At 57.0% G+C, this 14,660-nt stretch carries 7 protein-coding genes; 2 read left to right on the forward strand and 5 right to left on the reverse strand.

Annotated elements, in window-relative coordinates; all coding sequences use genetic code 11:
* Positions 1-74: 74 nt before the first annotated feature.
* Complete coding sequence (locus QWJ10_RS16435; protein WP_289928061.1) at positions 75-3,245, forward strand: efflux RND transporter permease subunit; 3,171 nt, start codon at positions 75-77, stop codon at positions 3,243-3,245.
* A complete protein-coding gene (locus tag QWJ10_RS16440; RefSeq protein WP_289928063.1) occupies positions 3,242-4,633 on the forward strand; it encodes a TolC family protein in 1,392 nt (463 codons plus the stop codon). The genes QWJ10_RS16435 and QWJ10_RS16440 overlap by 4 nt, the downstream gene beginning before the upstream one ends.
* 74 nt (positions 4,634-4,707) lie before the next feature.
* On the opposite strand, the gene QWJ10_RS16445 is transcribed toward QWJ10_RS16440, so the two are convergent.
* From QWJ10_RS16445 to tpx, 5 genes are all read right to left on the reverse strand, one after another.
* Complete coding sequence (locus QWJ10_RS16445) at positions 4,708-6,204, reverse strand: efflux transporter outer membrane subunit (protein ID WP_289928210.1); 1,497 nt, start codon at positions 6,202-6,204, stop codon at positions 4,708-4,710.
* A complete protein-coding gene (locus QWJ10_RS16450; protein ID WP_019365598.1) occupies positions 6,204-9,332 on the reverse strand; it encodes a multidrug efflux RND transporter permease subunit in 3,129 nt (1,042 codons plus the stop codon). The genes QWJ10_RS16445 and QWJ10_RS16450 overlap by 1 nt, the downstream gene beginning before the upstream one ends.
* Positions 9,329-12,472 carry an MdtB/MuxB family multidrug efflux RND transporter permease subunit gene (locus QWJ10_RS16455; RefSeq protein ID WP_289928067.1) on the reverse strand — a complete coding sequence of 1,048 codons (3,144 nt, stop codon included), beginning with the start codon at positions 12,470-12,472 and terminating at the stop codon, positions 9,329-9,331. Before QWJ10_RS16455 ends, QWJ10_RS16450 begins: the two co-directional genes overlap by 4 nt.
* Positions 12,469-13,749 (reverse strand): MdtA/MuxA family multidrug efflux RND transporter periplasmic adaptor subunit, encoded by a 1,281-nt coding sequence (locus QWJ10_RS16460; RefSeq protein ID WP_019365596.1) that lies wholly within the window; start codon positions 13,747-13,749, stop codon positions 12,469-12,471. Before QWJ10_RS16460 ends, QWJ10_RS16455 begins: the two co-directional genes overlap by 4 nt.
* A 249-nt stretch (positions 13,750-13,998) precedes the next feature.
* A complete protein-coding gene (tpx, locus tag QWJ10_RS16465) occupies positions 13,999-14,499 on the reverse strand; it encodes a thiol peroxidase (protein WP_010798387.1) in 501 nt (166 codons plus the stop codon).
* Positions 14,500-14,660: the final 161 nt, after the last annotated feature.

Consider the following 14,660-nt stretch of genomic DNA (forward strand, 5'->3'; position numbering starts at 1 on the left):
AAGCTCATGCGCCTCGCTCTTCTACCAGGAGAGCGACGGTGCCCTGTTGCTCGCGTTTACAAAGGAATGGTCCGATGAACTTCTCACAGTTCTTCATCAAGCGTCCCATTTTCGCGGCCGTTCTCTCGCTGATTATCCTGATCGGCGGAGCCGTCTCGCTCTTTCAACTTCCCATCAGTGAATACCCGGAAGTCGTGCCGCCTACGGTAGTGGTTCGCGCCACCTTCCCGGGCGCCAACCCCAAGGTTATCGGCGAGACCGTGGCAGCCCCGCTGGAGCAAGCCATGAACGGCGTCGAGCACATGCTCTATATGTCGTCCCAGGCCACTGCCGACGGCAAGATGACCCTGACCATTACGTTTGCCTTGGGCACAGATCTGGATACGGCGCAGGTACAGGTGCAGAACCGTGTCACCCGTACCCTGCCCAAGCTGCCTGAAGAAGTGCAGCGTCTGGGCGTAACCGCTGACAAGGCCTCACCGGATCTGGCCATGGTGGTGCACCTTACCTCGCCCGATGAGCGCTACGACATGCTGTACCTGTCCAACTATGCGCTGATCAACATCAAGGACGAGCTGTCCCGCCTGGACGGTGTGGGTGATGTCCAGCTGTTCGGCATGGGCGAGTATTCCCTGCGTGTGTGGCTTGACCCGAACAAGGTGGCCTCCCGCGGCCTGACGGCAACAGATGTCGTTAATGCCATTCGTGAGCAGAACCGCCAGGTTGCGGCAGGTTCTCTGGGCGCCCCGCCCGCGCCCAACGCGAACAGCTTCCAGCTGGCCATCAACACCCAAGGCCGCCTGGTCAATGAGGACGAGTTCGAAAACATCATCGTTCGAGCCGGCGCAAATGGTGAAATCACCCGCGTGAAAGACATTGCGCGCGTTGAATTGGGCTCGAACCAGTACGCCCTGCGTTCACTGCTGAACAACAAACCAGCCGTCGCCATACCGATCTTCCAGCGTCCAGGCTCCAACGCAATCGACCTGTCCAATCAGGTGCGGGCGAAAATGGCTGACCTGAAGAAGAGCTTCCCTCAGGGTATGGACTACTCCATCGTTTATGACCCTACGGTCTTCGTCCGTGGCTCCATCGAAGCGGTCGTGCATACCCTTTTTGAAGCCATCGTGCTGGTTGTGCTGGTTGTGGTGCTGTTCCTGCAAACCTGGCGCGCCTCTATCATCCCGCTGGCAGCCGTTCCGGTTTCGCTGATCGGCACATTCGCCTTGATGCACCTGTTCGGGTTTTCGCTAAACGCGCTCTCCCTTTTCGGGCTGGTATTAGCTATCGGGATTGTGGTGGACGATGCCATCGTGGTCGTGGAAAACGTCGAACGGAACATTGGGCTGGGCCTCTCGCCGGTTGCTGCAACCCAGCGGGCCATGCGGGAAGTAACCGGTCCTATCATCGCTACCGCGCTAGTGCTGTGCGCTGTGTTTGTACCCACCGCCTTTATTTCCGGATTGACGGGACAGTTCTATCGACAGTTCGCCCTGACCATTGCTATTTCAACGGTCATCTCAGCCTTCAACTCGCTTACGCTCTCCCCTGCACTGGCAGCCGTCCTGCTCAAGGGACACGATGCTCCCAAGGACCGCTTTTCGCGCTTGCTGGATCGCCTGCTGGGCAGCTGGCTGTTCGCACCATTCAATCGTATGTTCGAACGCGCCAGTCACGGCTATGTAGGCGTGGTTGCACGTGTGCTTCGCCGCGGCTCGATTGCGCTAGTGGTCTATGCCGGTCTGATGGCGCTGACGGTGTTTGGGCTGACGAACACGCCTACAGGTTTCGTGCCGCAGCAGGACAAGCAGTATTTGGTCGCCTTTGCGCAGCTGCCTGACGCTTCTACGCTGGATCGTACGGAAGACGTCATCAAGCGGATGTCCGATATCGCGCTCAAGTATCCAGGCGTGGAAAGCACCGTGGCGTTCCCGGGACTCTCCATTAATGGGTTTACCAACAGCCCCAACAGCGGCATTGTTTTCGTGACACTCAAGCCCTTCGAAGAGCGTAAGGACCCGAGTCTGTCAGCCAACGCGATTGCAGGTGCACTCAACGGCAAGTTCAGTTCGATTCAGGATTCGGTCATCGCGATCTTCCCGCCTCCACCAGTTCAGGGCCTGGGTAGCATCGGCGGTTTCCGTGTGCAAATCGAGGATCGAGGCAACCTGGGCTACAACGAGCTGTTCGCCCAAACGCAGAACATCATTGCGAAAAGCCAGAGCGTGCCGGAACTGGCAGGCCTGTTCTCCAGTTACCAGGTCAACGTTCCGCAAATCGATGCCGATATTGATCGTGAGAAAGCCAAGACTCATGGCGTTGCGATCAGCGATATCTTCGATACGCTACAGGTCTACCTGGGCTCGCTGTATGCCAACGACTTCAACCGCTTTGGCCGTACTTTCCAGGTCAACGTACAAGCCGATCAGCAGTTCCGCCTTGAAGCCGACCAGATCGGCCAGCTGAAGGTACGTAACAACCTGGGCGAGATGGTGCCGCTGTCTACCTTCGTGAAAGTAAGTGATAGCGCAGGCCCCGACCGCGTGATGCACTACAACGGATTTATCACGGCCGAAATCAACGGCGCCCCGGCACCCGGTTACAGCTCGGGCCAGGCACAGGCCGCGTTGGAAAAACTCATGAAGGAAGAGTTGCCCAATGGCATGACCTACGAGTGGACTGAGCTGACCTACCAGCAAATCCTGTCGGGCAACACGGCCTTCTTGGTCTTCCCGCTGTGCGTGTTGCTGGCCTTCCTGGTGCTTGCTGCCCAATACGAAAGCTGGAGCCTGCCGCTTGCCGTTATTCTCATCGTACCAATGACGCTTCTGTGCGCTATCACAGGTGTCATTCTGTCCGGGAGTGATAACAACATCTTTACCCAGATCGGCCTGATCGTCTTGGTTGGCCTGGCCTGCAAAAACGCAATTCTGATCGTGGAGTTCGCCAAGGATAAACAGGAAGAAGGCATGGACCGTGTGGCAGCCGTACTGGAAGCATGCCGGTTGCGTCTACGTCCGATCCTGATGACCAGCTTTGCCTTCATCATGGGCGTGGTGCCGCTGGTGACGTCTACCGGTGCAGGTGCCGAGATGCGTCATGCCATGGGCGTTGCGGTGTTCTCCGGTATGCTGGGCGTGACCTTCTTCGGCCTGTTGCTGACCCCCTTGTTCTATGTACTGATCCGCGCGTTCGTCGAGCGTCGCGCTGAGCGCCGTATCGCCGCACAGGAGGTGCTGTCATGAGAATATTTGTTCCAAGCCTATTGGCCCTTGCCTTGAGTGCCTGTGCGGTCGGTCCGACCTATCAGGCACCGCAAACCGAACCGGCTCATCTGCAGAGCGCGGCGGGCAGCCAATATGATCACTCCCGTTTCCAGGCACAGTGGTGGCAACAATTCGAGGACCCCACCCTTAATCAGCTGGTGGCGCGCTCGATTTCCGGCAACCGGGAGCTTCGCGTGGCCTACGCCCGGCTGCGCTCGGCTCGTGCCCTGCGTGATGACACGGCCAATGACCGCTTTCCTGTTGTGACCAGTCGCGCCAGTAGCGAGATCGGCAAGGCGCAGCAGCCGGGCTTCACCGATAAGCGTACAAACAATGAGCGTTATGATCTTGGATTAGACATGGCCTGGGAGATTGATCTCTTCGGCCGGATCCAGCACCAACTGGAAGCCAGCGATGCTCAGGCAGACGCCGCGCAGGCAGAACTCAATCAACTGCAGGTCAGCCTGATTGCAGAACTGGTAGACGCCTATGGCACGCTCCGCGGTGCCCAGCTGCGCGAGCATATTGCGCAGGAAAACCTGAAGAATCAGCGGGCCTCCCGGCAATTGACCCAAACCCTGGATGAAGCAGGCGTAGGCAGCCAGCTGGATGTCTTGCGGGCTGATGCACGCCTTGCGGCCACCGAGGCGACTCTGCCGCAACTCCAGGCAGAAGCGGCGCGGGCAAAGAATCGGATAGCGACCCTGATAGGCGAACGGCCTGATGCGATGAGCATTGACCTTTCACCCAAGCCATTGCCTGCAATTGCCAAGGCGCTTCCCATTGGTGACCCGGCCGAGCTGTTGCGCCGCCGTCCGGATATCCAGGCAGCCGAACGTCAGCTGGCAGCCGCAACCGCGAATGTCGGTGTAGCTACTGCAGATCTCTTCCCGCGAGTTAGCCTGAGCGGCTTTCTAGGGTTCACCGCGGGGCGGGGTTCCGAGATCGGCTCTTCGGCCGCCCGCGCATGGGGCCTGGGTCCTACCCTGAGCTGGCCAGCCTTTGACTTAGGTAGCGTTCGCGCACGCCTGCGTGGGGCCAAGGCAGATGCCGAAGGCGCCCTGGCCAACTATGAGCAGCAAGTGCTGCTTGCCCTTGAAGAAAGTGCCAATGCCTTTAGCGACTATGGTAAACGTCAGGACCGCCTGGTTGCACTGATTCGCCAGTCCGAAGCCAGCCGCGCAGCAGCCGAGCAGGCAGCGATCCGCTACCGTGAAGGCGGGTCGGACTTCCTGGTATTGCTGGATGCAGAGCGCGAGCGACTGGCGGCGGAAGATGCCCAAGCCCAAGCGGAAGTTGAGCTCTACCAAGGCATTGTGGCGATCTATAAATCACTAGGCGGCGGTTGGGAGATCCCCAACGTCTGATCCTTCGGTTAGGGGCGACGATGTCGCCCTGGCCCGCGGCTTTCCCTGCTCCTTGGGCCGCGGGCTTTTTCTTGTTACGGCTCACTCCTGGCGAGCGGATCCTGCTGAAGCTCAACGGCATCCCAGCCACCACCCATTGCAGCAATCAACTGAACGCTGGTAACCAGACGACTACCCAACAACGTCAGGTTGGTGCGTTCGTTGTTTAATGCCGTGGTTTGCAGCGTTACTACGTCCAGATAATCGATCAGACCTGCACGGTACTGATTTTCTGCCAGACGCAGCGACTCCCGCGCCGAATCCAGTGCCTCCTGCCTTACACCGGACTCCTGATTAAGAACGTCCAGCTCAACCAGGTAATCTTCGACCTCCTTGAAACCGTTGAGTACCGCCTGACGATATTGGGCAACAGTCTGATCATAAGATGCTTCGGCCTGCTCGACCTGTGCACGGCGTGCACCGAAGTCAAACAATGTCAGATCGAACGCTGGCCCGATGGACCAATAACGGTTAGGGGTGCTGACCAGATTACCCCACTGGCTGTTTCGATAACCGCCCGAGGCTGTCAGGGAAAGCGTCGGGTAATATGCCGCCTTGGCAACACCGATCTGGGCATTGGCAGACATTACCTGCCGCTCAGCCTGAGCAATATCCGGACGACGCTGCAACAGCTCGGACGGCACGCTGGCAGGGATGCCGGGCACGGTCGGTACTGTCTCCACTGCCGCTAGACTGAACTCGGATGGCGGAACACCAATCAACACAGCAATCGCATTTTCCAGCTGCGCACGCTGGTACTTGAGGTCAATGGCATCCGCCTGGGTACTTTTGAGCTGAGTCGTAGCCTGGGCAACGTCTGAACGCGTAGTCATACCGGCGCGATACTGGTTTTCGGTGACCCGTAGTGACCGCTCATAGGCCTGCACCGTAGCATCCAGGAGCCGTTGCTGGGCATCCAGAACCCTCAATTGCAGATAGTTCTGGGCCAGCTCCGATTGCAGACTCAACTTGGTAGAGGCCAACTCGGCCACGCTGGCTTGCGCCGATCCTGTTTGGGATTCCACGCTGCGGCGAATGCTTCCCCACAGGTCAAGCTCCCAGCTGACACCAAGACTGGTGGTGTAGCTGTTGGAAGTAGTGGCGCTGCTGGTGCCTTGTGGCAATGTTACGGTCGTTCCTGTTGACGTCTGATACTGATAACTCGAACTGCTTCCACCGCCCTGCCCCGAGCGTGTTGCGCCAGCGCTTCCGGTTACCGCGGGAAGGAAGGAGGCGCGTGCTTCGCGTACCAGAGCGCGTGCCTGGCGATACTGGGCTTCATACTGGGCCAGTGTCTGGTTAGAGTTCTCTAGGCGTTGCATCAGACCATCAAGGGTGCTGTCTCCATACACCTCCCACCATTGCCCCCGCTTGGTGGCATCGCTGGGCTTGGCCATCTGCCAACCTTCAGCATGCTTGAATGCGATGGGCGTAGTGACCTGGGGTCGCTGGTAGTCCGAGCCCACCGTACAGCCGCCCACGGCTAAGACAAGGGCAAGTCCCAGGTAATGGGGGCGAGCTGAAAACGACATCATGATGATTTCTCCATGGGCGCATGCGTGCGCGAGCCTGCTCGGCGTCCCGCCCAACGGCGGTTGAACCAGTGTCGCAGACGGTCCAGATACAGGTAGATAACGGGAGTGGTATATAACGTCAGCAACTGACTGCCAATCAAGCCACCAATGATGGTGATCCCCAGCGGCCGACGCAGCGGCGCATCACCGCCCATGCCCAGAAGCAAGGGCAAGGCGCCAAGCACTGCAGCCAGCGTGGTCATCATGATTGGTCGGAAACGTCTGACGCAGCCATCCAAAATCGCCTCGCGAGGCGCCAGCCCCAGACGCCGCTCGGCATCCAGCGCAGAGTCCACGATCATGATGGCATTCTTCTTGACGATCCCAATAAGGAGGATTACGCCAATAAGTGCGATCAAAGTGAACTGCGTATTGAAGAGCTGCAGCGCCAGCAAAGCTCCAACGCCCGCCGAAGGCAGCGTCGACAGAATCGTCAGTGGATGGATATAGCTTTCATACAACATACCCAGCACGATATATACCGCAACCAGGGCAGCCACAATAATCAGGGGCATAGCGCTCTGGGACTGCTGCGCCATGCTGGCATTTCCCGCAAACGCCGTCTGTAATCCAATCGGAAGCTTCAAAGGTTTGATCGCGTCACGGATCGCATCCCTGGCCTGACTGATACTTACATCAGGCGCGAGATCGAAGGAAAACGTCGACGCGGCAAACTGACCGTCATGGGCAACCCGCAGCGGAGCGTTACTGAACCGATAACGAGTGAAGCTGGAAAGCGGGACACGATTACCCTCGCTGGTGACCACATACACCTGGCTCAGGACGTCTACGCTCTGCCTGTACTGATCACCCACACCCAGCACAACGTGATATTGGTTGCGGTCCTCGTACATAGTCGAGATTTGCCGCTGCGAGAACGAGTTGTTCAAGACGGCATTGATCATCTCGATGTTGACGCCGTAACGGCTGGCCGTGTCGCGATCGATGTCCAGGGACAACTCAACTCCTTTGTCTTGTGAATCACTGTTCACGGAAATGATCTGCGAGACCTTTCGAAGAGCAGCCTCGATCCGTGGATTCCAGGTACGCAAAAGCTCTAGGTCGTCACTTTTGACCGTGAATTGATAAGCACCATTTCCTTCCCGCCCTCCGGCGCGAAAGTCTTGTGACGCCACCAGGAAGAGGTTGGCACCAGGCACCTGAGCTGCCGCGGCTTTGCGCAGCCGCATGGCGACGGTCTCGACTGGATCGCGCAGGGAGATATCCTTGAGCGTAATAAAAAATGACCCGCTATTGGTGGATGAGCCGCCAGGCCCTCGACCTCCGGTAAAGCCCAGCACGTTGTCGACCGCCGGATCGGCCATGAGCACTTTCCGATAAGCCTCCATCTTGCTCTGCATCCCACTGAAGGAGATTCCCTGATCTGCCACAGCATAGCCACGCAGGCGGCCGGTATCCTGATCCGGCAGAAAACCCTTGGGTACTACGGCATACAGGTAAAAGTTGAGCGCAATCGTGGCGATCAGAATCAATAGCATGAGAAACGAGTGATCCAACGCCCAGGCAAGGCTTGCCCGATAATACCGGGACATTGCCGCAACCAAACGACTTGTCTTTTGCTCTACAGGCGTTTCCTTGCGGGGCCGGTGCGCCCTGAGAAGCCTGGCGCACAGCATCGGCGTAAGCGTCAGCGATACGACCATCGACACCAGAACGGCAACCGATAGCGTCACTGCAAACTCGCGGAACAGGCGACCGATAATGCCCGTCAGCAACAGAATCGGCAGAAAGACCGCCACCAGCGACAGGCTCATGGAAAGAACCGTGAACCCTACCTCGCGCGCGCCCAACAACGCGGCCTGATAAGGCTTCTCGCCCTCTTCGATCCGGCGGGCAATATACTCCACCACCACAATGGCATCGTCGACCACAAACCCGGTACAGACGATCAACGCCATGAGCGACAGGTTATTGAGCGAAAACCCGCACAGATACATCACCGCAAAGGTGCCCACCAGAGAGATTGGTACGGCAATGCTGGGGATCAATGTCGCACGAATGTCCCGCAGAAACAGGTATACCACCAGAATGACCAAGGCGATGGAAATGATCAGCGTAAACTCGGCTTCATGCAGCGAATCGCGAATGCCGGGGCTACGGTCATCCATGATGCTCAGCGTGACGTCCTTGCCCAATGTCTCCTGTAGCGTTGGCAACTGCTCCCGGATACCGTCGATGGTTTCGATGATATTGGCGCCGGCCTGCCGTGAAATCAGAATGAGCACCGCCGGAGAATTATTGGAGAAACCAAGGTTGCGGGTGTCTTCGACTGAATCGGTAATGGTGGCTACATCGTCCAGTCGCGCCACTTGCCCATTACGAGTACGAATGATGAGCGGTCGATAGTCACTCGCTTTGTTCAACCGGGAATTGGCGTCAATTTGCCAATGCAGATCGCCGTACTCAAATGCGCCTTTGGGCGAATTGGAATTGGCCGCATTGATCGCGGTACGAACATCGTCCAGAGATAAGCCATAATGGTTGAGCGCATCCGGGTTCAGATCAATCCGCACGGCAGGCGACGAACTGCCGCCTACGCTGACCTGACCGACACCTTTGGCCGAGGCCAATTTAAGGGCGACCGTATTGGATGCCAGATCATAAAGCTTGCCCTTGTCCAGCTTATCCGACGTGAGCGCCAATACCATGATAGGCATATCGGCCGGATTGATCTTACGGTAGGTCGGATTGCTGGGCATTCCTGTGGGCAACGAAGGCACCGCCGCATTGATGGCAGCCTGAACCTCACGCGCGGCACCGTCGATGTTCTTATCCAGATCGAACTGGATAATGATGGTGGTACTGCCTTGAGAGCTGGTGGACGTCATTTCAGTAATGCCTGAAATACGTCCCAGTGAGCGTTCTAGAGGCGTGGCTACTGAAGAGGCCATGGTCTCGGGACTGGCTCCTGCCAGAGTGCCGCTGACCACAATGGTAGGAAAATCCACCTGTGGCAGCGGTGCAACCGGCAGCAAACCGAAAGACAGCCAACCGGATAGCACGATAGCCAGCGTCAACAACAAAGTCGCAACCGGTCGCCGAATGAACAGTGCCGAAAAATTCATCGGATTTTCCCGGAGAAATCCAGGTTATGCCGATAGCGCCAGCGGTTGAATCGTGTGGCTAACTGGCCAAACGCCAGGTAAATGACCGGAGTGGTAAACAAGGTCAGCAGCTGGCTAACCAGAAGACCGCCTACCATCGCAATACCCAGCGGCTGGCGCAGCTCAGCGCCTGCACCACTGGCCAACATCAATGGCAAGGCGCCCAGCAAGGCAGCCATGGTAGTCATCAGGATCGGCCGGAAGCGCAGCAGACAGGCCTGGTAGATAGCCTCCTCCGGTGTTTTACCCTCTTCCCGCTCGGCTTCAAGGGCAAAGTCGATCATCATGATGGCGTTTTTCTTGACGATACCGATCAGGAGAATGATGCCAATGATGGCCACCATGCCGATGTCCTGCCCGGCAATCCAGAGTGCCAGCAACGCTCCTACCCCGGCCGAAGGCAGCGTCGATAGAATCGTGACGGGATGGATAAAGCTCTCATAAAGAATTCCCAGCACAATGTACATGGTGACCACTGCGGCCAGAATCAGCAGTAGCGTACTCGACAGGGAAGACTCGAACGCCAGCGCTGCACCCTGGAAATGGGTATCAACAGTTGCCGGCATTTTGAGATCCTGCTCCGCCTGACGAATCGCTTCCACAGCCTCACCCAGCGATACACCCTTGGCCAAGTTGAAGGAAACTGTCGCGGCGGGTAACTGCCCGGCATGGTTGATCGCCAGAAGGGTATTGCGTTCCTCTACATGGGCGATGGCCGATAGCGGCACCTGCCCACTGGTTGTAGTGGTCGTGCCGTTGGTAGTGGTCGTCGTGGAGCTTGGCACGTAGATCTGCGTCAGCGCCTGCGGTCCCAGCTGGAACTGCGGCCCCACTTCCAGTACGACCCGGTACTGGTTGGACTGGGTAAAGATGGTTGAAACCAGGCGCTGACCAAACGCATTGTACAATGCGTTGTCAACATCGCTCAGGCTCACGCCCAGCCGAGACGCGTTATCCCGATCAACGCTGATATAGGCCTGCAGACCGCGCGGTTGTAAGTCACTAGCAACTTCCGTCAGCTGCGGTAGCGTCTGCAAATGCTCGACCAGCTTTGGAACCCAAGTTTTGAGCGTTTCCAGGCTCGAGTCGACCAGGCGGAACTGGTATTGCGTACGACTAACCTGATCTTCCACGGTCAGATCCTGTACCGGCTGCAGATAAAGCTTCATGTCAGGCAAATCGGCCATCTGGTCCTGAAGGCGTGTAATGATTTCCGAGGCAGATACATCTCGGGCATCATGAGGCTTTAAGTTGATCAACATGCGCCCGGTATTGAGGGTCGGATTATCACCATCAACCCCAATAAACGATGACAGACTGTCGACCGCAGGGTCCTGCATGATGATCGAAGCCAGCGCCTGTTGCCGCTTGGCCATCCCTTCAAAGGACATGCTTTGCGGGCCTTCGGAAATTCCCTGAATCAGGCCTGTGTCCTGAAGCGGGAAAAACCCCTTCGGCATGAAGAGATAAAGCACCGCGGTCAGCACCAGCGTACCGATGGCAACCATCAGTGTTAGCGGTTGATGCCGAAGAACCCAGCGCAAACCTGTAGCGTATCGTTGGATCATCCCGTCGATAACGGCTCCGGCCTTGCGCGAGAATGCGCTCTGCTTGTCTTCCGGCACATGACGCAACAGTTTCGCGCTGAGCATTGGTGTGAGGGTCAACGAAACCACGCAGGAAATCAGAATGGAGACAGCCAGCGTAATGGCAAACTCACGGAACAGTCGCCCAGCAATGTCACTCATGAACAGAAGCGGGATCAGTACGGCGATCAGCGAGAAGGTCAGCGAGATGATCGTGAAACCTACCTGCTTTGAGCCTTTGAGTGCAGCCTCAAGTGGCGATTCTCCCTCCTCCAGATAGCGGGCAATGTTTTCGACCATGACAATGGCATCGTCAATGACGAAGCCGGTAGCGATCGTCAGCGCCATCAACGACAGGTTGTTGATGGAAAAGCCAGCCAGGTACATGACCCCAAACGTACCGACCAACGACAGCGGCACAGCGACGCTGGGAATCAATGTCGCCGAGATGTTGCGCAAGAACAGGAAAGTCACCATGACCACCAGTCCTATAGCCAGCACCAGTTCGAACTGAACATCACGGACCGATGCCCGGATAGTGGTTGTGCGATCCGTCAGCACCATCACATCCAGGTTTTCCGGCAAGGTCTCCTGCAGGGTTGGCAGTAGCCGCTTGATCTGATCCACAACCTGAATGACATTGGCGCCGGGCTGCCGCTGAACGTTCAGAATGACTGCAGGAGTGTCGTTGGCCCAGGCAGCCAGCTTGTTGTTCTCAGCCCCATCGATTGCCAACGCAACGTCTTTCAGCCGTACAGGCGCACCGTTCTGATAGGCAATGACGAGGTTTTTGTACTCATCGGCTGATTGCAACTGATCATTCGCGTCCAGTGTCGATGAGCGTGTCGGTCCGTCAAAGCTTCCCTTCGGCCCGTTCTGGTTGTTGTTAGCGATGGCGGTCCGCAGATTTTCCAGACTCAAACCATAGGCCGCCAATGCAGTAGGATTGGCCTGAATCCGAACAGCAGGACGCTGCCCGCCGGATAGGCTAACCATACCAACGCCACTGACCTGAGCGATTTTCTGCGCCAGGCGGGTTTCCACCAAGTCCTGAATCTTGGGCAAGGGCAGGCTGCTGCTGGTGACTGCCAACGTCAGAATCGGGGTGTCGGCCGGATTGACTTTGCTAAAGATCGGCGGCTGCGGCAGGTCGTTGGGCAGCAGGTTATTGGCGGAGTTGATCGCCGCCTGTACTTCCTGCTCCGCCACATCCAGATTACTGTCCAGACTGAACCGCAGCGTTATGACAGAGGCGCCTCCGGAGCTGGTGGAAGACATCTCCTCCAGCCCAGGAATCTCCCCTAACTCTGACTCCAACGGCGCGGTCACGCCTGAGTTCATGATTTCAGGGCTGGCTCCCGGATAAAGGGTCTTGACCTGAATGGTGGGATAATCAACTTCTGGCAGCGAGGCTACAGGCAACAACCGGTAAGCAATAATACCGGCCAGCAGAACAGCGACCATCAATAAGGTGGTCGCTACCGGCCGAAGGATAAAAAGACGAGACGGGTTCATTCACCGGCTCCGCCGCCTAACGTGGCCTCATTGGCGTCCGGATCTGACTTGGGCGCAGTTTCCGTAATAGGCTGAGTAACCTTGACTGTCTGGCCGTCACGCAGGCGGTCGAGTCCTTCTGTCACAACAGTTTCACCGGCATCCAGGCCTGAGCGGACCTCTACTTGCTCGCCCTGTATCTCGCCCAGGCTGACTTTGCGCGTTGCAACCTTATTGCCTTCGCCAACGACGAAGACGTAAGGCCCTTCGTCGTTACGTTGAATGGCCGAGATCGGAATGACAATGACATCGCTCAGCTCCAGCGCATGCAAGCGGACATTAACGAACTGATTGGGAAACAGCGACTCATCCTGATTATCGAAGCGAGCCTTGAACTTGACCGTGCCCGTGCTGGTATCGATCTGGTTGTCCACCGTTACCAGCGTACCCGTTGCCAGAACCCTGTTTCGCCCGCGGTCCCATGCCTCTACGGCCAGCGGCTTTCCGGTCGCCATCTGGCGACGCACCGTGCTGAGCTGATCCTCAGGCAGGCTGAATGTCAGGGCAATAGGCTTGGTTTGGGTAATGGTTACTATCGGCGTAGTGTCACCGCTAGCCACCAGATTACCCACGTCCACCTGACGCAGACCCAACCGGCCGCTGATGGGAGCCCGTACTTCGGTAAAGGTCAGGTTCAGTCTGGCATCGGCTACCTGCGCTTCGCTGTTCTTGACGGTTCCCTGATACTGAGCAACCAGCGCCTGCTGTGTATCCAGTGTCTGCTTGGCTACTGAGTCTTCCTTGAAGAGCTGGCGATAACGCTCCAGATCGATCTGTGCATTCTTCAGCTGAGCCTGATTCTCCTGCAAGGTGCCCTGGGCTTGTGCCAGCGCCGCCTGATAAGGCCGCTGATCGACGACAGCCAGTACGTCCCCGGCCTTCACCTCCTGCCCTTCAGTAAACAGTACCTTGGCCAACTGACCGTCGACACGGGCATGAACTTCAACCGTGTTGTAGGCCGTTACCGTGCCCAATGCATTGAGGTAAACCGAAAGCGTCGTTTTTTCGGCCTTTCCAGTGCTCACGATCATGTCTGTTGGCGCCATGGAACCACGGCGCCCGGCTCCAGCCGGCCCTTTCTGCTCAGTTTGAGCAGCGTTACGACCGGTAGGCCCCGCCTGTTCAGGCGATTTACCCAGAAAATGCCATGCAGCTACAGCGCCAACCGCCACCACCACAACAGCAATCAACAAAGGAAATTTGGAGCGAGAAGGTTTGGAATTGAGGGAATCGCTCATGAACGCCACAGCAATAAGTTTCGGAAAGATAACGGTAAGCCGCAGCCTTCATCAGACCAAGCGGATTTACGCGTTGTTTACATACAGGATTGAATGGTGCGGAGCAGCAAGCAATACACTGCCGCCAGAATGTCATAACAGTATGACGGAACGTTGGATTCTACCTTGCCCTGCTACATCTTGAAGCGCATCGACCTCATGCATCAGCACCCGGGCCTTGATCGAGGCCCGGGCGCTTTTTCTTCTATCTTATTTCAGCGCTGCGATAGCCGCTTCGTAGTTGGGCTCCTGCCCAATTTCAGGCACCAGTTCGCTATAAAGCACCTTGTTGTTTTCATCCAGAATCACTACCGCACGTGCAGCAAGACCCGCCAAGGGGCCGGAAGCGATAGCAACACCGTAATCTTTCAGAAACTCGCGACCACGCAGCGTGGATAGGTTGATTACATTTTCAATGCCTTCCGCACCGCAGAAACGCTTCTGGGCAAACGGCAAGTCAGCTGACACGCACAGGATCACGGTGTTTTCCAGCTTGGCGGCTTCGGTATTGAACTTGCGAACCGACATGGCACAGGTCGGGGTATCCACACTGGGGAAAATATTCAGCACCTTGCGCTTGCCGGCAAAGCTTTCCAGCGTGGTATCGGCCAGATCGCCATTGACCAGGCTGAATGCCGGTGCGGACTGACCCGCCTGAGGCAGAGTACCTTCAATCTGAACCGGATTACCGCGAAGAGTGACTTCTGTCATGACCTGTTTCCTACAATTGAATGGAACATCAAGTAAACACGCTTCGCCTCAGGCTTTAAAGCCTGAAGACCTGTTTATTGCAAATCATCCCTACCGTGCACTAACGGGTCACTACCCAAGCGTTACCCTGTTGCCCGACCAATACGATCGGGCAACCCTGG

Origin of the sequence: Pseudomonas sp. WAC2, from assembly GCF_030403525.1 — a bacterium.
In the GTDB taxonomy this organism is placed as follows: domain Bacteria; phylum Pseudomonadota; class Gammaproteobacteria; order Pseudomonadales; family Pseudomonadaceae; genus Chryseomonas; species Chryseomonas luteola.

What these genes read in the sequence shown, in the direction of transcription:
- QWJ10_RS16435 (WP_289928061.1), top strand. Translation starts at nt 75, where the DNA reads ATGAACTTCTCACAGTTCTTCATCAAGCGTCCCATTTTCGCGGCCGTT.
- QWJ10_RS16440 (WP_289928063.1), top strand. Translation starts at nt 3,242, where the DNA reads ATGAGAATATTTGTTCCAAGCCTATTGGCCCTTGCCTTGAGTGCCTGT.
- QWJ10_RS16445 (WP_289928210.1), bottom strand. Translation starts at nt 6,204, where the DNA reads ATGTCGTTTTCAGCTCGCCCCCATTACCTGGGACTTGCCCTTGTCTTA.
- QWJ10_RS16450 (WP_019365598.1), bottom strand. Translation starts at nt 9,332, where the DNA reads ATGAATTTTTCGGCACTGTTCATTCGGCGACCGGTTGCGACTTTGTTG.
- QWJ10_RS16455 (WP_289928067.1), bottom strand. Translation starts at nt 12,472, where the DNA reads ATGAACCCGTCTCGTCTTTTTATCCTTCGGCCGGTAGCGACCACCTTA.
- QWJ10_RS16460 (WP_019365596.1), bottom strand. Translation starts at nt 13,749, where the DNA reads ATGAGCGATTCCCTCAATTCCAAACCTTCTCGCTCCAAATTTCCTTTG.
- tpx (WP_010798387.1), bottom strand. Translation starts at nt 14,499, where the DNA reads ATGACAGAAGTCACTCTTCGCGGTAATCCGGTTCAGATTGAAGGTACT.